At 71.5% G+C, this 17,931-nt stretch carries 18 protein-coding genes and 1 tRNA gene; 11 read left to right on the top strand and 8 right to left on the bottom strand.

The genetic code is table 11. The annotated features are described in order from the left end of the window. The first annotated feature begins 11 nt into the window (after positions 1-11). The 5 genes from ACT26F_RS12875 to ACT26F_RS12855 all read left to right on the top strand — a co-directional run bounded on the left by ACT26F_RS12875 (position 12) and on the right by ACT26F_RS12855 (position 5,804). Complete coding sequence (locus tag ACT26F_RS12875; protein WP_471670943.1) at positions 12-1,067, top strand: histidinol-phosphate transaminase; 1,056 nt, start codon at positions 12-14, stop codon at positions 1,065-1,067. Between the two features lie 126 nt (positions 1,068-1,193). Further along, complete coding sequence (gene pdhA, locus ACT26F_RS12870; protein WP_471670942.1) at positions 1,194-2,228, top strand: pyruvate dehydrogenase (acetyl-transferring) E1 component subunit alpha; 1,035 nt, start codon at positions 1,194-1,196, stop codon at positions 2,226-2,228. Then, positions 2,219-3,202, top strand: coding sequence for an alpha-ketoacid dehydrogenase subunit beta (locus tag ACT26F_RS12865; protein ID WP_471670941.1), 984 nt, complete (start codon positions 2,219-2,221; stop codon positions 3,200-3,202). Before pdhA ends, ACT26F_RS12865 begins: the two co-directional genes overlap by 10 nt. Then, a complete protein-coding gene (locus ACT26F_RS12860) occupies positions 3,202-4,446 on the top strand; it encodes a dihydrolipoamide acetyltransferase family protein (RefSeq protein WP_471670940.1) in 1,245 nt (414 codons plus the stop codon). Before ACT26F_RS12865 ends, ACT26F_RS12860 begins: the two co-directional genes overlap by 1 nt. A gap of 86 nt (positions 4,447-4,532) precedes the next feature. Further along, positions 4,533-5,804, top strand: coding sequence for an MFS transporter (locus ACT26F_RS12855; protein ID WP_471670939.1), 1,272 nt, complete (start codon positions 4,533-4,535; stop codon positions 5,802-5,804). Positions 5,805-5,905: 101 nt separating this feature from the next. On the opposite strand, the gene ACT26F_RS12850 is transcribed toward ACT26F_RS12855, so the two are convergent. From ACT26F_RS12850 to ACT26F_RS12830, 5 genes are all read right to left on the bottom strand, one after another. Then, entirely contained in the window at positions 5,906-6,793 is an 888-nt protein-coding gene (locus ACT26F_RS12850; RefSeq protein WP_471670938.1) for an oxidoreductase, read from the bottom strand. 43 nt (positions 6,794-6,836) lie between these two features. Next, positions 6,837-7,628: a hypothetical protein gene (locus ACT26F_RS12845; RefSeq protein ID WP_471670937.1), complete on the bottom strand. Its 792-nt coding sequence runs from the start codon at positions 7,626-7,628 to the stop codon at positions 6,837-6,839. Further along, the gene (locus ACT26F_RS12840; protein ID WP_471670936.1) at positions 7,628-8,398 is read right to left on the bottom strand and encodes a maleylpyruvate isomerase family mycothiol-dependent enzyme; all 771 of its coding nucleotides are present in this window, start codon (positions 8,396-8,398) and stop codon (positions 7,628-7,630) included. Before ACT26F_RS12840 ends, ACT26F_RS12845 begins: the two co-directional genes overlap by 1 nt. Then, complete coding sequence (locus tag ACT26F_RS12835; RefSeq protein WP_471670935.1) at positions 8,391-8,900, bottom strand: hypothetical protein; 510 nt, start codon at positions 8,898-8,900, stop codon at positions 8,391-8,393. Before ACT26F_RS12835 ends, ACT26F_RS12840 begins: the two co-directional genes overlap by 8 nt. A gap of 155 nt (positions 8,901-9,055) precedes the next feature. After that, the gene (locus ACT26F_RS12830) at positions 9,056-10,924 is read right to left on the bottom strand and encodes an acyl-CoA dehydrogenase (protein ID WP_471670934.1); all 1,869 of its coding nucleotides are present in this window, start codon (positions 10,922-10,924) and stop codon (positions 9,056-9,058) included. Positions 10,925-11,292: 368 nt separating this feature from the next. On the opposite strand from ACT26F_RS12830, the gene ACT26F_RS12825 reads away from it, so the two are divergent. Beyond that, positions 11,293-12,213, top strand: a complete 921-nt coding sequence (locus tag ACT26F_RS12825) for a LysR family transcriptional regulator (RefSeq protein ID WP_471670933.1) — start codon at positions 11,293-11,295, stop codon at positions 12,211-12,213. 3 nt (positions 12,214-12,216) lie between these two features. Here ACT26F_RS12825 and ACT26F_RS12820 read toward each other — a convergent pair whose 3' ends face one another. Then, positions 12,217-12,783 carry a TetR/AcrR family transcriptional regulator gene (locus ACT26F_RS12820; protein WP_471670932.1) on the bottom strand — a complete coding sequence of 189 codons (567 nt, stop codon included), beginning with the start codon at positions 12,781-12,783 and terminating at the stop codon, positions 12,217-12,219. Between the two features lie 59 nt (positions 12,784-12,842). Between ACT26F_RS12820 and ACT26F_RS12815 the strand changes: the two genes are divergently transcribed. Then, positions 12,843-13,805, top strand: a complete 963-nt coding sequence (locus tag ACT26F_RS12815; RefSeq protein ID WP_471670931.1) for an ATP-binding cassette domain-containing protein — start codon at positions 12,843-12,845, stop codon at positions 13,803-13,805. Continuing rightward, a complete protein-coding gene (locus tag ACT26F_RS12810) occupies positions 13,802-14,605 on the top strand; it encodes an ABC transporter permease (protein ID WP_471670930.1) in 804 nt (267 codons plus the stop codon). The genes ACT26F_RS12815 and ACT26F_RS12810 overlap by 4 nt, the downstream gene beginning before the upstream one ends. A 6-nt stretch (positions 14,606-14,611) precedes the next feature. Here the strand turns inward: ACT26F_RS12810 and ACT26F_RS12805 are convergent, their stop codons facing one another. Beyond that, positions 14,612-15,361: an enoyl-CoA hydratase gene (locus tag ACT26F_RS12805; protein ID WP_471670929.1), complete on the bottom strand. Its 750-nt coding sequence runs from the start codon at positions 15,359-15,361 to the stop codon at positions 14,612-14,614. 23 nt (positions 15,362-15,384) lie between these two features. On the opposite strand from ACT26F_RS12805, the gene ACT26F_RS12800 reads away from it, so the two are divergent. The 3 genes from ACT26F_RS12800 (at position 15,385) to ACT26F_RS12790 (ending at position 17,362) form a co-directional block, all read left to right on the top strand. Further along, on the top strand, positions 15,385-16,278 hold the full coding sequence (locus ACT26F_RS12800; protein ID WP_471670928.1) for an alpha/beta fold hydrolase: 894 nt from the start codon (positions 15,385-15,387) through the stop codon (positions 16,276-16,278). 63 nt (positions 16,279-16,341) lie between these two features. Next, positions 16,342-16,415 (top strand) — tRNA-Gly (locus tag ACT26F_RS12795). Positions 16,416-16,498: 83 nt separating this feature from the next. Further along, complete coding sequence (locus tag ACT26F_RS12790) at positions 16,499-17,362, top strand: alpha/beta fold hydrolase (protein WP_471670927.1); 864 nt, start codon at positions 16,499-16,501, stop codon at positions 17,360-17,362. On the opposite strand, the gene ACT26F_RS12785 is transcribed toward ACT26F_RS12790, so the two are convergent. After that, positions 17,337-17,927, bottom strand: coding sequence for a hypothetical protein (locus ACT26F_RS12785; RefSeq protein WP_471670926.1), 591 nt, complete (start codon positions 17,925-17,927; stop codon positions 17,337-17,339). The two genes, ACT26F_RS12790 and ACT26F_RS12785, sit on opposite strands and share 26 nt — an antisense overlap. Between the last annotated feature and the right edge of the window lie 4 nt (positions 17,928-17,931).

Here is a 17,931-nt window from a genome sequence, read left to right as displayed (position 1 = left end):
ACGCTCGACCCATGACCGAAGCCCGCCCCCGCGACGTCCTCGCCGCGATCCCCGCGTACCGTCCCGGTCGGGCGGCCCAGCACGAGAGCCACAAGCTCTCCAGCAACGAGAACCCGTTCCCGCCCCTGCCCGGTGTGGTCGAGCGCGCGGCCGACGAGCTGCGCCGGATGAACCGCTATCCCGACGCGGGGGTGACGGCGCTCGGCGAGGCGCTGGCCGAGCGCACGGGACTGACCCCGGACCACTTCGCGTTCGGGACGGGCTCGGTCGCGGTCCTGTTCGGGCTGCTCGACGCGTGGTGCGGGCCGGGCGACGAGGTCGTGTACCCGTGGCGCTCCTTCGAGGCCTACCCGATCGCGGTCGACCTCACGGGGGCGACGTCCGTACGCGTCCCCCTGACGGCCGAGCAGGAGCACGACCTGCCGGCGATGGCCGCCGCGATCACGGACCGCACGAAGGCCGTGCTGGTGTGCACGCCGAACAACCCGACCGGCCCCGTCGTGGCCGCGGCGGCCCTCGAGGAGTTCATGACGTCGGTGCCCGCGGGCGTCCTCGTCGTCGTGGACGAGGCCTACCTGGAGTTCGTGCGCGACCTCGCCGCCGTCTCCGGCCTCGACGTGCTGGCCCGCCACGAGAACGTCGTGGTGCTGCGGACCTTCTCGAAGGCGTACGGCCTGGCCGGCCTGCGCGTCGGCTATGCGATCGCGCGGCCGGAAATCGCCGGCGCCATCCGCAAGGCGCTGCCGCCCTTCGGCGTCACCGACGTGGCGCAGGCCGCGGCGCTGGCCTCGCTCGACGCGGACGAGGAGCTCGCGCTGCGCGTCGAGTCCGTCGTCGCCGAGCGGGACCGCCTCGTGACGGCTCTGCGCAGGCAGGGCTGGACCGTCCCGGAGACCCACGCGAACTTCGTGTGGCTGCCGCTCGGCGATCGCTCGGCCGCGTTCGCCGACCACGTCTGGCCCGTCTCCGTGCGCCCGTTCCCGGAGGGCGTGCGCGTCTCCGTGGGCACCCCCGACGTCAACGCCGAGTTCCTCTCCCGCGCTGCCACATTCGCCTCGAAGGCCTGACCCGCCTGTTACGCTCGACCTCAGATGTGATGCCTGTCACATCGGCGGTCCCGCGACTCATCACCCCCGAGCCGCCGAGCCGCGTCAGCAAGGACGGACACCCCGTCCATGGCACAGGAGGCAGAGATGCGCCTACCCATCCGCCAGGTGCTCGCACCGGACGGCACGCTCGTCGGCGAGCACGACTTCGCCCCCGATGACCTGCGCGGCTTCCACCGCGACCTGGTCCTCGCCCGCCGCATCGACACCGAGGCGTTCGCCCTCCAGCGGCACGGCGAGTTGGGACTGTGGGCCCCGATGCTCGGCCAGGAGGCCGCCCAGATCGGCAGCGGCCGCGCCCTCGCCCCCGACGACTTCGTGTTCCCGTCCTACCGCGAGCACGCCGTCGCGTGGTGCCGCGGCATCGACCCCGCGCTGCTGCTCGGCCTGTTCCGTGGCACGAGCCTCGGCGGCTGGGACCCGGCCGAGTTCAACTACGCGCTGCCCGCGATCATCATCGGCGCCCAGACCCTGCACGCCGTCGGCTACGGGATGGGCCTGACCCTCGAGGACAAGAAGGACGCCGCCGTCGCGTACTTCGGCGACGGCGCCACGAGCCAGGGCGACACGAACGAGGCGTTCGCGTGGGCGGCCTCGTACCTCGCGCCGGTCGTCTTCTTCTGCCAGAACAACCAGTACGCGATCAGCGCTCCGCTCGAGCGCCAGACCCGCATCCCGATCGCCCAGCGCGCCGCGGGCTTCGGGTTCGAGGGCGTGCGTGTCGACGGCAACGACGTGCTGGCCGTCCACCAGGTGACGACCGAGGCGCTCCGCAAGGCTCGCGAGGGCGGCGGGCCGACGCTCATCGAGGCGATCACGTACCGGATGGGCGCGCACACGACGTCGGACGACCCGAGCCGCTACCGCGATCCGCACGAGGGCGACGCGTGGGCCGAGCGCGACCCGCTGCTGCGGCTCCGCACGCTGCTCGAGCGCACGGATCCGGGCTTCGCGGACTTCGACGCCGAGGTGCAGGCGGAGGCCGAACGCCTCGGTGAGCACCTGCGCGCGGTGTGCCGCGACCTGCCCGACCCGCGGCTCTCGGACCTGTTCCAGCACGTCTACGCCGACGTGCCGCCGGAGCTGCTGGCCCAGCGTGAGGAGGTCCTGTCATGGAACTGAACACCACGATGAGCATCGCCAAGGCGCTGAACGCCGGTCTGCGTGCCGCGATGGACGCCGACAAGAAAGTCCTGCTGCTCGGTGAGGACATCGGCCGTCTCGGTGGGGTCTTCCGGGTGACCGAGGGCCTGCAGAAGGACTTCGGCGACCAGCGGGTCATGGACACGCCGCTGGCCGAGTCCGCGATCCTCGGCGCGTCGGTCGGCCTGGCCTACCGGGGCTTCCGGCCCGTCGTCGAGATCCAGTTCGACGGCTTCGTCTATCCCGCCTACGACCAGATCGTGAGCCAGGTCGCGCGACTGCGCTTCCGCAGCGAGGGCCGCGTGGCGATGCCGATCGTCATCCGCATTCCCTACGGCGGCGGCATCGGCGCGGTCGAGCACCACTCGGAGAGCCCCGAGGCGCAGTTCGTCATGACCCCGGGCCTCACGGTCGTCTCGCCGTCGAACCCGCACGACGCGTACTGGATGATCCAGCAGGCGATCGCGTCGCAGGACCCGGTCGTGTTCCTTGAGCCGAAGCAGCGCTACTGGGACACCGGCGAGGTGGGCGAGTCCGCCGGCCTCGACCTGCACCGCAGCCGTGTCGTGCGTGAGGGCTCGGACGTCACGGTCCTCGCGTACGGGCCGACGGTGAAGACCTGCCTCGAGGCCGCCGAGGAGTCCGCGTCCACCGGCGGTGCGTCGCTGGAGGTCATCGACCTCCGGTCGCTGTCGCCACTCGACCTCGATCCGGTCGTCGAATCCGTCCGGCGCACGGGCCGCGTCGTGGTCGTGCACGAGGCGGGTCGGACGCTGGGGCTCGGCGCCGAGCTGTCGGCGCGGCTGACGGAGGAGTGCTTCTACTCGCTCGAGGCGCCGGTCCAGCGGGTCACGGGCTACGACATGCCGTACCCGCCGTGCCGCGTCGAGCACGACCACCTGCCGGGCGTCGAGCGGGTCCTCGACGCCGTGGCCGTGACGGGGGACTTCTGATGGCGGAGTTCCTGCTGCCCGACGTGGGCGAGGGCCTCACGGAGGCCGAGATCGTCACGTGGCACGTCGCGGTGGGCGACGAGGTGAAGGTCAACGACCCGATCGTCGACATCGAGACGGCCAAGTCGATCGTCGAGCTGCCGAGCCCGTTCGCGGGCCGGGTCGGCGCGCTCCTGGTCTCCGAGGGACAGACCGTGCGGGTGGGTACGCCGATCGTCGCGATCGGGGACGAGGCTCCCGATGGGCCAGTGGCTGAAGCGAGCGAGGCGAGCACGCCGCTGATCGAGACCCCCGAGGTCGAGAAGCGCGAGGTCCTCGTCGGGTACGGGCCGAGCGCGCGTCGGCGCCGCACCCGCACTCGCGAGGGTGGCGACCGTGCCCGGCCGTCCACCTCCGTGCGGGTGCTGGCGAAGCCGCCCGTGCGCAAGCTCGCGAAGGATCTCGGCGTCGACCTGGCGTCGGTGGACTGCGAGGGTCCGGTGGTGACCCGTGCGGACGTGCTGCGTCACACGGAGCGTGAGTCCCACGCCGCGGCGCCCGTGACGGCCCAGCCGCTCACGGGAGTGCGCAAGGCCACGGCCGCGGCGATGACCGCCTCGGCGTCGGTGCCGCAGGCGACGGAGTGGGTCACGGTCGACGTGTCCGCGACGGTCGAGCTGGTCGAACGGCTCCGCGCCGACCGGCGGTTCGAGGGCGTCAAGGTCACCCCGACCCTGCTCGCGGCACGGGCGGTGTGCCTCGCGCTGCGGCGCACCCCCGACCTGCACGCGGTCTGGCACGACGAGGCCTCGGCCGGCTCCGGACCGGCCATCGAGCACCCGGGGGCCGTCGGCCTGGGCATCGCCGCCGCGACCGAGCGCGGTCTCGTGGTCCCGATCGTGCCGGCCGCCGACCGGCTGTCGCTCGTCGACCTCGGCCGGGCGATCGACGGCCTCGTCGCGACCGCGCGCGAGGGTCGGATCCAGCCGGCCCAGCTCGCCGGCGGCACGTTCACGATCACGAACGTCGGCGTGTTCGGCATCGACGGAGGCACGCCGATCCTGCCGCCCGGGCAGACGGGGATCCTCGCGCTCGGCCAGGTCGCGCGGCGGCCGTGGGTCGTCGACGAGCAGGTCGTCCCGCGGTGGGTCACGACCCTCGCGGTGACGTTCGACCACCGCGTCACCGACGGCGAGCAGGCCTCCCACTTCCTCAAGGACGTCGCCGACCTCCTCGCGGACCCCGCCCTCGCGCTGGCCTACTGAGGACCGCTGGCCGTGACGTTCGAGGGGTGATTTCCCCGATTTCACCCCTCAAACGTCACTGCCAGCGGTCCACCTAGACTGGGTCGGTGAGCGACCCGCGGCAAAGCCATCCCGGGGCGTACACCGTGTGGGCCGTCGGGCTCGCGGCCTACCTCCTCGCGGTCTTTCACCGGTCGTCGCTCGCCGTCGCCGGCCTCGTCGCCGCCGAGCGCTTCGACATCGGTGCCGCACAGCTCTCGTCGTTCGTCATGCTGCAGCTGCTGGTCTATGCCGGCATGCAGATCCCCGTCGGGCTGCTCGTGGACCGGTTCGGCCCGCGAGCGGTCATGCTGACCGGTGCGGTGCTGCTGACCCTGTCGCAGACCGGCTTCGCCTTCGCGGACTCCTACGGGGCGGCGCTGATCGCACGGTTCTTCGTCGGGATGGGCGACGCGATGACGTTCGTGTGCCTGCTGCGCCTGGTCAACTCCTGGTTCTCGCCGCGGGCGATCCCGCAGGTCATGCTGCTGACCGGCCCCATCGGGCAACTGGGCGCGATCGTCGCGGCGGTCCCGATGACGTGGGCGTTCAGCACCCTCGGCTGGACGCGCTCCTACCTGCTCGCGGCCTCCCTCGGCCTGCTCGTGACGCTCGCGGTGCTGCTCTTCGTCCACGACGAGCCGCACTCGCGCTCGGTGCGCGGCCCCGCGCTGTCGTGGTCCAACATCCGCACGTCGCTGGCCGCCTCGTGGGAGCATCCCGGCACTCGGCTCGGCTTCTGGATGCACTTCGTCACCCCGTTCAGCGCGACGATGCTCGGCCTGTTGTGGGGGTACCCGTTCCTCGTGCAGGGCGAGCACACCTCCGAGGGGTTCGCGGGCCTGCTGCTGACGGTGATGGTCGTGGCGGTCGTGGCCACCGGACCGATCCTGGGACGGGTCGTCGCTCACTACCCGTGGCACCGTTCGACGACGGTCCTCGGCATTGTCAGCGCGATCGTGGTCACGTGGTCGGCCGTCCTGCTGTGGCCCGGCGACGCCCCGGCCTGGCTGCTCGTCGTGCTCGTGATCGTCGTGGGCGTCGGTGGCCCGGCGTCGATGATCGGCTTCGACCTGGCCCGCACGTCGAACCCGCTCGACCGGCTCGCCAGTGCGACCGGGATCGTCAACCAGGCCGGTTTCCTCGCGAGCCTCATCATGGTGATCTCGGTGGGCGTGATCCTCGACCACACGGACCAGGACTACAAGGCGGCGATGAGCTTCCAGTACGTGCTGTGGGCGCTCGGCCTGACGCAGGTCTGGCGCTACCGGGTCAAGGCCCGTGCCCGGCTCAAGCGGGACGACCCGCAGGCCTGGGCCCGGATGTCCGGCCTCGGCTAGGACCCGCTCCCGCGGGCCAGATGTGTAGCGGTATCGACGCTCCGCGGACCGATCCGCCGGGAATGCGGTGGACGGCGCTACACATCTGGGGCCGGGAACGGTCAGTTGACGGCGAAGGTCACGCCCGCCGCCTGCTCGGAGGCGGACCAGAGTTCGGCGGCCAGCGCCGGGTCCTGGGCCAGTCGGGTCATGCCGACCGGCTTGGGCTTGCCGCGCAGCTGCCGGAAGCCGGACGGGCCGAGGTACTCGCCACCGGTGAGCTCGGGGTCGGTCGCCGCACGCAGCGAGGGCCAGGCGCCGGCGTGGGCGGGCTGGCCGATGAAGCCGCTGATCCGGTGCACGGCGAAGCCGCCCGTGCGGGTCAGGTTGGTCGAGGTGTAGCCGGGGTGCGCGGCGACGCTCACGACCGGCAGGCCCTCGACCCGGGCACGTCGGTCGAGCTCCTTCATGAACAGCAGGTTCGCGAGCTTGGACTCCGCGTACGTCTGCCAGCGGTGGTAGGTCCGCGGCGAGCCCTCGGGCGTGAGGGCGCGCAGGTCGAGCCCCTTCGCGCTGGCGTGTGCGAGCGATGAGACCGTCACGACCCGGCTGCCGCCCCGCAGCAGCGGCCACAGGGTCGCCGTCCACGCGAAGTGGCCGAGGTGGTTCGTGCCGATCTGCAGCTCGAACCCGTCCTTCGTGAGGGTGTACGGCGGGATCATGACGCCCGCGTTGTTGACGAGCAGGTCGATCGGGCGACCGTCGTCGACGAGTCCCTGGGCTGCGGCCTTCGTGGCCGTGAGGTCGGAGAGGTCGAGCGCGACCACGTCGACGTCCCCGAGCTGGCTCACCGTCTCGGCCGCCTTGCGGTCGTCGCGAGCCGTGATGACCACCTCGGCACCGTGTCGGACCAACTGGAGCGCGGTCTGCGTGCCGATGCCACTCGTCGCGCCGGTCACGACGGCACGCCGTCCGGTCAGGTCACCGATGTCGGAAGTCGTCCAGCTCATGAGTCGAGTGTGCCCGACGCCGTCATGGGACCGGCGCCCCGTCTCAGGCCGGCAGCACCGCGAACCACGCCACGCTCCAGCCGCCGAGCCGGTAGGCGCCCGCGACGAACTCGTCGCGCGTGACGGACACGAGGCGTCCCGCGCTCGGCTCGTAGATGCGCAGCCTCGTGTCGTCGGCCTCGACGACCAGCACGACGTGGCCCGGCCGCAGGTCGTTGCCGACGTAGAGCGGGACGGTGTGACCGGCCTGCGCGGCGTCGGCCATCCGGTCGAACTCCCCGTCGAGGTCGTCCGGATCGAGCGTGCGGGCCGCGTACTGCGCGTGGAGGACCCCTGAGCCGCCGATGCCCTCAAGCTGGCGTGCCGCGCCCCACGGCGACGTGCCGGCGATCCGCAGCCAGGGGAACTGCAGGTCGCCGTCGTGGTCGAGCAGGCGCGTGACCCGGCGATGCATCGTGAGGACCTCCGCGGTCCACCGGTCGACCGGCGTCGCCGTGTCGGTGCGGTCCCGGCGGGGGTCGTAGCCGCGCACGACCCACATCGCGTGGAGTGGGTCGTGCACCATGCGCGAGAAGACGAGGCACGCGGCACCGCACGAGACGTCGTTGGGCTGGCGGAAGTCGCCCGGATGCGTCGTCGGGTCGAGGGAGCGTTGCTCGGCCGGTGTCAGCTGCGCCCGATACGCCTCGTACCGGGTGAGGCTGGGCTCGTCGACCGGCTCGGGCTCGGCCGCGAGGCTGCTCGCGCCGGCCGGGCGGTCGCGTGCCGTGCCGGCGAGCAGGCCACGCGCGCGACGGACCGCCGTCGCGACGAGGATGCTCGGCCGGACCCGCATCAGGTGGTGACGGCCATGGCGCCCAGCACGCGCCCGGCCAACTCCTCGTCTCCCTGGGTGGCCACCTCCACGCCCTCCGGCCCACGTCGGCCACCGGCCAGGATCGTGAAGGCCTCGGTGTCCATCGTCAGCGTCGCCGTGGGCGCATCGTCCGTGGGCCGGGCCCGGCCGTCCTCGCCGACCCCGATCGTCGCGTCGAGCGGCACCGGCCCGGTGACGACCCAGCGCACGACGCTGCCCTCGGGAGCCTTGGCCCGACGCCCCAGGACGTACGGCAGGGCGAAGCCGAAGGTCGCCGACGTGACGTGTGCGCCGAGCGCATCGAGGCCGCCGGGCACGCCGATCGCACGCCGGATGTCCTGCTCGTGCATCCACAGGTCGATCGACCGGTTCCGCAGCGCGGTCTCCCACGACCACGCGACACCGGCGGGCGTCACGGGCGCGGGTTCGGAGCCGTCGTCGGGCAGGTCGGTGAGCAGCTTCGCCCGGCGGTCGACGAGATCGGTCAGGTCGGCGCGCAGCTGCTCGACGGGCACACCGCGCAGTGCATCGACACCGGCGTTCGTGTAGTCGGACGGGACGACCGCGCCGCCGGGGCCGTCGGGCTCGCCCTCGACCATGACCCGCTCGAGGTGGACGAGGTGCGCGAGGACGTCCTTCGCGCTCCAGCCGGGCAGATCGGTCGGCACGTCCCAGTCGGCGGCCTCGAGCGACAGGACGGCGTCGGCGGACTGTCGCCACGCGTCGACGTAGATCCTCAGGTCAGGCATGGGTGAGCATCCTCCTCGTCCGCGCCACCAGTGTCGCACCGGCCAGGGCGATGCCGAGCGCGAATCCGGTCCACGCGATCAGCTTGCCCACCCCCGTCTTGCTGGAGAGGTCGACCAGGGCGGTGCCGTAGCGCGCCGTGTCGGTGGCGTCGTCGGTCGCGCCGCACGCGACGTGGACGCCGTCCGGGGCGTCGTACAGGACACCGATCAGGTGCCAGCGGCTGCCGTCGCTGTCGACCACGATGTCGACGGGAGCGTCGGGGATGCGGACCCGGTCCTGCTTGCCGGCACGGGCGAAGCAGCGGATCGTGCGCTCGGGCTGGACGAGGTCGGTGAGGATCGCGAGGTCCTGCCCGTCGGTCGCGATGTCCTGTCCCACGGGGACGACCTGCGCCTGGCGCAGCGGGTCCCACGCCGACGCCGCGTAGGCCGTTCCCGCCACCCACGCCAGCACGGCGATGAGGGCGGCGACGAAGTACCAGCGCCGTCGGGTCAACTCCACGCGGTCAGCCTAGATGGCGGGCGCGCGTCCCGACTGCGACGCGACGCCCTCGCCACAACTTTTGGAAGGTGATGCCCGCCAAACGCCGCGAGCGGCGTGGATCCCGTTCCGAAGTCGGGGACCACGCCGCTCGCGGGCGGAGGTTGCGGTGAGGCTCAGAACGCGGACTCGTCGAGCTCCATCCAGGCCAGGTCGACCTGCTCGGCCATCGCGCGCTCGGCGGTCAGGCGGGGCAGGACGGTCTTGGCGAAGAAGGACGCCGCGGCGATCTTGCCCTCGTAGAACGACTTGTCGGCGCCGGTCGCGCCGGCGTCGAGCTTGGCCAGCGCCACCTCGGCGCCGCGCAGCAGCAGCCAGCCGACGACGAGGTCGCCCAGGACGTAGACCAGACGCGTCGAGTTGAGCGCGACCTTGTAGACGTTCTGGATGTCGCCGTTCTCGTCGGCCGGGTTGGCGGCCATGAGGTCGGTGAACATCGTGCCGATCACGGCGGTGGCGTCGTCGAGGGCCGTGGCCAGCAGGTCGCGCTCGACCTTGAGCCGGCCGTTGCCGGCCTCGCTCTCGATGAACGTCTTGACCTGGTCGGACAGCCAGCCGAGCGCCTGGCCCTGGTTCCGGACGATCTTCCGGAAGAACAGGTCCTGGCCCTGGATCGCCGTCGTGCCCTCGTAGAGGGTGTCGATCTTGGCGTCGCGGACGTACTGCTCGAGCGGGTACTCCTGCAGGAAGCCCGAACCACCGAAGGTCTGCAGCGACTCGGTGCCCAGCAGGACCCACGAGCGCTCCGAGCCGTAGCCCTTGACGATCGGCAGCAGCAGGTCGTTGACGGCCTCCTCGAGGGAGGCGTCCTCGCCGGCGGCGTGCTTGATGAGCACCTCGTCCTGGAACGACGCCGTGTAGAGCATGAGGGTGCGCAGGCCCTCGGCGAACGCCTTCTGCGTGAGCAGCGAGCGGCGCACGTCGGGGTGATGCGTGATCGTGACGCGCGGGGCGTCCTTGGCCGGGTTGGTCAGGTCGGCACCCTGCACGCGCTCCTTGGCGTACTCGAGCGCGTTGAGGTAGCCGGTCGAGAGGGTCGCGATGGCCTTGGAGCCGACCATCATGCGGGCGTTCTCGATGACGCGGAACATCTGGTTGATGCCGTCGTGGACCTCGCCGAGCAGCCAGCCCGTGGCCGGGCCGCCGAGCTGGGGATCGCCGAACGTGACCTCGCACGTCGCCGAGACCTTGATGCCCATCTTCTTCTCGACGTTGGTGACGTAGACGCCGTTGCGCTCGCCGGTCAGCTCACCGGACTCGAGGTCGAAGTGGTGCTCGGGCACGAGGAAGAGCGACAGGCCCTTGGTGCCCGGGCCGCCGACGCCCTCGACGCCCTGCGGGCGCGCGAGCACGAGGTGCATCGTGTTCTCGCCGAGGTCGCTGACCGCCGACGTGATGAAGCGCTTGACGCCCTCGATGCGCCACGAGCCGTCCTCGTTCTGGAAGGCCTTCGTGCGGCCGGCGCCGACGTCCGAGCCCGCGTCGGGCTCGGTCAGGACCATCGTGGTCAGCCAGCGGTTCTCGATGATGTGCTTGGCGATCGTCTTGTCGCGGTCGGTGCCGTTCTCGAAGACGACCCGGCCGAACGCGGGGCCGGCGCCGTACATCCAGATCGCGGGGTTGGAGCCGAGCACGAACTCGCCCATCGCCCAGATCAGCGAGGACGGGGCGGGCTGGCCACCGAGCTCCTCGGGCAGCTGCAGGCGCCACCACTCGGCGTCCATCCAGGCGCGGTAGCTCTTGGCGAACTCGGGGTTCTGCGTGAGCGAGTGGGTCTCGGGGTCGTACACCGGCGGGTTGCGGTCGGCGTCGACGAAGGACGCGGCCAGCTCGTTCGTGGCGAGGCGCTCGACTTCGGTCAGGATGCTCTTCGCGGTGTCGACGTCGACCTCCGCGAACGGGCCGGTGCCGAGGACGTCTTGGCGACCGAGGAGTTCGAAGAGGTTGAACTCGACGTCGCGCAGATTGCTCTTGTAGTGGCTCATGGCCGTGGACCTCCGGGGGATGAAGTACTACTGGCGAGTTCTACTCGTCAGTAACTAAATCATAGCCCAGCCCCCGGTGGCGAGGAAACCGCGGACGAAAAAGAAAAAGAGGCCCTGCCCGCGGGTGCGGGTCGGGGCCTCCGGGGCGAGCGCGGGTCAGGCGCGACGCGTGGCGATGCGGGTCTGGCCATCGGTGAACACGAGGTACGCGGTGTGCACCGTGCCGACGGTGATGGCGATGGCTGCGGCGATGGCGAGGAAGGTCATGGTGGGGGTCCTTAGTCGTGCGTGGCTTCTGGACTGATTCTCCCGCGCGCGACTGTCAAGCACAATCTAACTGTCCTTAACTGTTCATGTAGTGTTGCTACATGGACGTGCGCCGCCTTGCGATGCTGCGGGAATTGGCCGATCGGGGGTCGGTCGGCGCGGTCGCCGACGAGATGAACGTCACACCGTCGGCCGTGTCGCAGCAGCTGAAACTGCTCGAACGCGAGGCCGGAGTGCCCTTGCTCGAACCGGCCGGCCGCGGGGTGCGGCTCACCGCCGCGGGGCGCGCGCTCGCCGACACGGCGACCGAGGTGGCCGTCGCCCTCGAGCGCGCCGAGGCGAGGTGGCGCGAGTTCCTCGGTCGCCCGGCCGGCGACGTCACGCTCACCGTGTTCCCGACCGGCGGAGAGATGTTCCTGCCCGGTCTGCTGACCCGGATCGCGCAGGAGCCGGCCGTCAACCTCGTGTGCACCGACCGCGATCCGGCGCAGCAGTACGACGTGCTCGAGATGGTCACCGAGTACGACGTGGTCGTCGCGGACTCGCCGGCGGTCACGGAGGAGTGGCACGACCGCGGCCTCCAGCTCGTCCGGCTGCTGCGCGAGCCCCTCGACGTCGCGCTCCCGGAGGACCATCGACTCGCCGCGAAGCAGACCCTCTCGCCCAAGGACGTGGTCGGCGAGACGTGGATCGGCGCCCCGCGCGGCTTTCCCTACGACCGGATCCTGCAACAGCTCGTCGCGGTGACCGGCGAGCCGGCGCACATCGCGCAGCGTCTCGACGACAACGGCATCGTCGAGGCGTGCGTCGCGGCCGGGCACGGCATCGCGATCCTGCCGCGGTTCACGACCCGCACGCACGGCAACGGACTCGTGACCCGTCCTCTCGTGGGGATGCGGTCGAGCCGCGAGATCACCGCCGTCGTGCGTCCTGATCGGTTCGAGCGGCCGAGCATCCGCTTCGTCCTGGCCGCGCTGCGCGACGAGGCCCGCGCCGTCGCCGAGGCCCACCCGTCGTCCTGAGCCTCACTGCGAGGTGAACGGCAGGCCGCGCTCCAGCAGGTCGAAGGTCGCCTCGACGATGTCGTCGGAGGTGTCCGAGAGGATCGCCTGCTCGCGCAGGTCGAGGACGGCGTGGGCGACGACGACCGCGTACGGGTCGTCCTCCGGGCGGTCCCATGCCTCGGCCAGGGCCTCGGCGAGGGCGTCCTGGGAGCGCAGGCCGATCTCGCGCCAGAAGTTCATGAGCTGGGGAGTGTCGCGGATCGTGGCGATGAACTTGCGCGCATCGGGGTGGTCGGGGATCCGCATGCCGATCGCGAAGGCTCCGCGCAGGGCGGCCAGGGCCGTCGTGCCGTAGGGCCGCTCGCGCACGGCAGTGACCAGTCCGGTCTCGAGCTCGGCGCCGCGGTCGAGGAACATCGCCTCCTTGGACGGGAAGTACGCGAACAAGGTGGTGGGGGAGACGTGGGCGGCGCGGGCGATCTCGCGGACCCCGACGTTGTCGAAGCCCTTGTCGAGGATCAGGCGGGTGGCGACGTCGGAGATCATCTGGCGCGTCACCGCCTTCTTCCACTCCCTCAGTCCTGCCACGCAGGTCACACTAGCAAACCTGTTGTCGTACCAGTTTTGGAACTGTTACAGTTTTCCGCATGACTTCATCACCCGCAGTCGAGGCGACCGGCCTCGTCAAGCACTTCGGCGACGTCCGGGCCGTCGATGGTGTCGATCTGCACATCGAACCCGGGCAGGTCTTCGGCGTCCTGGGACCCAACGGCGCCGGCAAGACCACGGCCTTGCGCATGCTCACCACCCTGCTGTCGATCGACGCGGGCCAGGCGCGCATCTTCGGCGTCGACGTGGCGCAGGAGCCCCACGTCGTGCGCCAGCTCATCGGCGTCACCGGGCAGTACGCCTCGGTCGACGAGAAGCTCACGGCGCGCGAGAACCTGCGCCTGTTCGGCCGCCTCCAGGGCCTGTCCGGACGGCAGTCGTCCGGGCGCGCCGAGGACCTGCTCGAGCGGTTCGGGCTGGCCGAGGCCGCCGATCGCGCGCTCGAGAACTTCTCCGGCGGCATGCGCCGGCGACTCGACCTCGCGGCCAGCCTCATCACCGCGCCGCCGCTGATCTTCCTCGACGAGCCGACGACGGGCCTCGACCCGCGCACGCGCGGTCAGATGTGGGACACGATCCGCGAGCTGGTCGCGGCCGGCAGCACCGTCGTGCTGACGACGCAGTACCTCGACGAGGCCGACCAGCTGGCGAACCGCATCGCCGTGATCGACCGCGGCCTCAAGGTCGCCGAGGGCACGCCCGCCGAGCTCAAGCGGCTCGTCGGCAACTCCAGCCTGCACGTCGTCGTGAGCGATCCGGCCCAGGTCGAGACCGCCCGCGGCGTCATCGGCCGGGCCCTGTCGGAGGATCCGGCGCTCTCGCCCGAGGCCGGCACGATCGTCGCCAACCTGCCCGACGCGAACCGCGCGGCGGACGCCTTCATCGCGCTGCGCGAGGCCGGCGTCGATCTCGTCAGCGCCAGCATCCAGCAGCCCACCCTCGACGAGGTGTTCCTCGCGATCACGGGCCAGCCCACGAAGCCCGAGGAGGCCCTCGTATGACCGATCTGATCGCCGGCGTCCAGGTACGCCGCAACGTCACGCTGCGCGAGACCGTCTCGCAGACCTTCGCGCTCACGGGGCGCTCGCTCATCACGATGCGACGCAACCTCGAGCAGTTCTTCGACGTCACGATCCAGCCGCTGCTGTTCACCGCGATGTTCGCGTACATCTTCGGCGGCGCGATCTCCGGCGGCGTGCCGGCGTACCTGCCGATCCTGATCCCGGGCATCCTCGCCCAGACCGCCCTCACCGCCTGCATGGCGACCGGCATCCAGCTGCGCGAGGACATGGAGAAGGGCGTCTTCGACCGCTTCACGTCGCTGCCGATCGCGCGCATCGCCCCGCTCGCGGGACCAGCGATCGCCGATCTGCTCCGCTACGCGATCGCCGCGTCGCTCACGATCGCCACAGGTCTCGCGATGGGCTACCGGCCCGGCGGCGGCGTGACCGGCGTGCTCGCCGGCTGGGCGCTGACGGTGTTCGCCGGCTGGTCGCTCGCGTGGATCTTCACGTGGTTCGGCACGATCGCCTCGAGCGCCCGCGCCGTGCAGGGCTACTCGATGATGGTGATGTTCCCGCTGACGTTCCTGTCCAACGCGTTCGTCCCGGCCGAGACGCTGCCGGACTGGCTGCAGACGTTCGTGAAGTTCAACCCGGTCTCGCACGTCGTGTCGGCGCTGCGCGACCTGATGAACGACGGCGCGGTCACCGGCCAGGTCGGCTTCGCGATCCTCGGCTGCGCGATCACCGCGGCCATCTTCATCCCGCTCTCGGTGCGCTCCTACAGCCGCCACCTCTGACAGCGGCTAGTTCGCGAACCGCGCGGCGAAGGCGGCGAACTCCTCGCTGCCGAGCGACTCCGCCTGGGCCCACGACTCGAAGTTGAGGGACTCGTGCAGGTCGGACCGCACCGCGACGGCGACCGACTTCTTGATGTCGGACATGAGCTTGGGGTTGCGCGTCGCCCACGTGGCGGCGAGCTCGGCGGCGCGGCCCTGCGCGTCCTCGGCGATCTCCTGGGCGATGCCGAGCCGCAGTGCCGTCTCGGCGTCGATGACGTCGCCGGCGAAGAGGGCCGCGGCGGTGTTGGCCGAGCCGATGCGCTGGGTCAGCATCCACGTGCAGCCACCGCCGGGATGCAGTCCGATGCGGCTGAAGGTCGGGCCGAAGCCCGCCTTCGGTCCCGCGACGATGACGTCGCACGCGAGCGCGATGTTGAGGCCCGCGCCGACCGCGGCACCGTGGACGGCCGCGACCGTCGGGATGGAGAGGTTGCGGATCCCGAGGAACGACGCGTAGACGCCCATCAGGTGCTCGCGCAGGACGTCGACCGGACGGGTGAGGTCGCCGAAGAGGCTCTCGAGGTTGGCACCGGAGCAGAAGGCCCGCCCGGCGCCGGTGACGACCAGGGCGCGCGCGTCCTTGTCGGCCGCGACCTCGTCCACGGCGGCACGCAACTCCTCGAGCAGCGGCCAGTCCAGGGCGTTGAGGCGATCCGGCGCGTTGAGCGTGATCGTGCGGACGTGGTCTTCCCGGGACAGGGCGACGAGTGTCATGCGCCTCACCCTACGATCAGGCCATGATCGACGAGACCCTGCCGAAGGTGGCCGGTGTGCAGCACCGCTGGATCGATGTCGACGGGGTGCGGCTGCACGTCGCGGAGGCGGGGCTCGCCCATCGCTCGCCCGACCGCCCCTCGCTGCTGCTCATCCACGGCTGGCCCCAGCACTGGTTCTGCTGGCGGCACGTCATCCCCGCGCTGGCGCAGACGCATCACGTCGTCGCGATCGACCTGCGGGGGGCGGGCTGGAGCGACGCGCCCGCCGGCGTCGAGTCCTATGACAAGCGCGCCATCGCCGACGAGGTCGCGCGCGCGATCGAGGTGCTCGAGCTCGACCGTCCCGTCCTGGTCGGTCACGACTGGGGCGCGTGGACGTCGCTCATGATCGCCAGCCGGCATCCCGGCGTGGCGCGTGGCGTCGTCGCGACCGCGATCATCGCGCCGTGGACCCCGGTGCCCTGGTACGACCTGTGGCGCTTCGCGTACCAGCCGATCGCCGGTGGGCCCTGGGGCCCGTTCCTGCACCGCCGGCTCGGCCAGGTCCTGCTCAAGACGATCTTCCGACTCGGCGCCTCGCCGCGGTTCCGCTGGGACCGCGCGGTGCGCGAGGAGTACCTCGCCCGCTTCCGCGAGCCGGCCCGCGCCACCGCCGGGGCGCTGCTGTACCGACGCTTCCTGCGCACCGAGATCCTCGCGACCCTGCGCGGCGCCTACTCCCGCCGCGTCGACGACGTGCCCCTGCTGTTCCTGCCCGGCCACGCCGACATGGTGCTGGCCCCGCGCATCGTCCGCAAGGCCGAGGGACCGTCGAACGTCGAGGTCCGCGAGATCCGCGGCACGGGTCACTGGGTGCCCGAGGAGCAGCCCGACCAGCTGGTCGCGCACGTGCGGACGTTCCTCGAGCAGTTCTGACCTTCGCGGCCCGGGCGAACGCCGGCCGCGCTGCAGGGCTGGTTAGTATCGGGGGAGCATCTCGCCGATGTAGCTCAATGGCAGAGCGCTTGCTTCCCAAGCAAGATACGCGGGTTCGATTCCCGTCATCGGCTCCATCCCCGTCGTCCCGTCAAGGGCGCGCCTGCACCGTGCGGCCCGCCGGTTGACGCGGCCCGAGCCGGGCGGCAGCATCGCCGGCATGACCCACGACGTGTCCACGGTGACCTCCCCGAACGACGGCCTCGAGCTGCGCGTCCAGCGGTGGACGGCCGACGATCCCGTGGCGGTCGTCCAGGTCGCCCATGGGTTGGCGGAGCACTCGGATCGCTACGCGCGCTTCGCCGAGGCGCTGGTCGGCCGGGGCTACACCGTGTACGCCCACGACCACCGGGGGCACGGTGCGTCGGTGGGCGGGGACGTCGTCCTGGGTGACTTCGGGGTTGCCGGCTGGGGCGCCCTCGTGGACGACGTCGTCGCGGTGCGGGACCTCATCTCCCACGAGAGCCCCGACCGTCCGGTCTTCCTGTTCGGCCACTCGATGGGGTCGTTCGCGTCGCAGCAGGTGATCCTCGACCACGCCGACCTGTACGCGGGCCTGGTGCTGTCGGGGTCCACGTCGCTCGACCTGCTCGCCCAGGCGATGGCCGAGTCCGGCGCGGCGGACCTGACGGCATTCAACGCGGGCTTCGAGCCGCGGACCGGGTACGAGTGGCTCTCCCGCGACGAGGCCGAGGTCGACCTCTACGTGGCAGATCCGCTGTGTGGCTTCGACCTCGCCGAGGCGACCGTGCCGAGCCTGTTCTCCGATGCCGCCCGGCTGGCCGATCCCGCCGCGCTCGGCCGCATCCGGTCGGACCTGCCGATCCTCATCGCCTCCGGCACCGACGACCCGCTCGCCGGTCAGGGGCAGCTCGTCGAGGTGCTCGGCGAGCGCTATCGCGCGGCGGGAGTGGAGGACGTGACCGTGACCCTCCACCCGGGTGCACGACACGAGATCCTCAACGAGACCAACCGCGACGAGGTGACCGACGACGTCATCACGTGGCTGGACGCACACCGCTGACGCGGTCCATCAGCCCCAACTTCATCGCGCGGCCGATCCACTCGCCGAGCGCACCGGAGGTCTCGAGCCCGGGCAGCGCCTGCGACGCGAGCGACACCCACGCCATGTGATCGGCGGTCGCGGCACTGACCGCCGCGCCGTCGCGCCAGTGGCGGCTGATCCGGGACGCCCACGCGCGTTCGAGCCGGGATCGGTGCGCGCGGACGTGGTCGTGGCGCACCGCCAGCGCCGACCACTCGGTCCACAGGCTCGGCCACCGGCCGCCCCACGCGTCGCGTCCCGCGCGGCCGGCGATGAGGAGGCAGTCGGCCTCCGTGGGGGCGATCTCCGACCAGGCGAAGTTCTCGAGGTCGTCGTCGATGAGGGCGATCAGCACCTTCGCGCGCGCCTCGAAGCAGAAGTCGAGCGCCTCGACGACGGCGCCGTGGGCCCGGGTGTCCCGGAGCCGTGCGAGGCGCGCGTCGCTGCTCATGGCCGAGAGGCTGGACTCGCGGACCCCGGACCGGGCGAAGGCACGCTCGATCCCGTGGGCCAGCTCGAGGTCGGTGCGTTCGACGTCCACCATCTCA

Source organism: Aeromicrobium sp. SP1 (assembly GCF_055663785.1).
Note: the sequence above shows the minus strand (reverse complement) of the source record. Positions and strands in the feature narration are given on the sequence as shown.

Bases quoted from the DNA above. Each gene is read 5' to 3' on its own strand.
- ACT26F_RS12875 (WP_471670943.1), top strand. From the start codon at position 12: ATGACCGAAGCCCGCCCCCGCGACGTCCTCGCCGCGATCCCCGCGTAC.
- pdhA (WP_471670942.1), top strand. From the start codon at position 1,194: ATGCGCCTACCCATCCGCCAGGTGCTCGCACCGGACGGCACGCTCGTC.
- ACT26F_RS12865 (WP_471670941.1), top strand. From the start codon at position 2,219: ATGGAACTGAACACCACGATGAGCATCGCCAAGGCGCTGAACGCCGGT.
- ACT26F_RS12860 (WP_471670940.1), top strand. From the start codon at position 3,202: ATGGCGGAGTTCCTGCTGCCCGACGTGGGCGAGGGCCTCACGGAGGCC.
- ACT26F_RS12850 (WP_471670938.1), bottom strand. From the start codon at position 6,793: ATGAGCTGGACGACTTCCGACATCGGTGACCTGACCGGACGGCGTGCC.
- ACT26F_RS12845 (WP_471670937.1), bottom strand. From the start codon at position 7,628: ATGCGGGTCCGGCCGAGCATCCTCGTCGCGACGGCGGTCCGTCGCGCG.
- ACT26F_RS12840 (WP_471670936.1), bottom strand. From the start codon at position 8,398: ATGCCTGACCTGAGGATCTACGTCGACGCGTGGCGACAGTCCGCCGAC.
- ACT26F_RS12830 (WP_471670934.1), bottom strand. From the start codon at position 10,924: ATGAGCCACTACAAGAGCAATCTGCGCGACGTCGAGTTCAACCTCTTC.
- ACT26F_RS12825 (WP_471670933.1), top strand. From the start codon at position 11,293: ATGGACGTGCGCCGCCTTGCGATGCTGCGGGAATTGGCCGATCGGGGG.
- ACT26F_RS12815 (WP_471670931.1), top strand. From the start codon at position 12,843: ATGACTTCATCACCCGCAGTCGAGGCGACCGGCCTCGTCAAGCACTTC.
- ACT26F_RS12810 (WP_471670930.1), top strand. From the start codon at position 13,802: ATGACCGATCTGATCGCCGGCGTCCAGGTACGCCGCAACGTCACGCTG.
- ACT26F_RS12805 (WP_471670929.1), bottom strand. From the start codon at position 15,361: ATGACACTCGTCGCCCTGTCCCGGGAAGACCACGTCCGCACGATCACG.
- ACT26F_RS12800 (WP_471670928.1), top strand. From the start codon at position 15,385: ATGATCGACGAGACCCTGCCGAAGGTGGCCGGTGTGCAGCACCGCTGG.
- ACT26F_RS12790 (WP_471670927.1), top strand. From the start codon at position 16,499: ATGACCCACGACGTGTCCACGGTGACCTCCCCGAACGACGGCCTCGAG.
- ACT26F_RS12785 (WP_471670926.1), bottom strand. From the start codon at position 17,927: ATGGTGGACGTCGAACGCACCGACCTCGAGCTGGCCCACGGGATCGAG.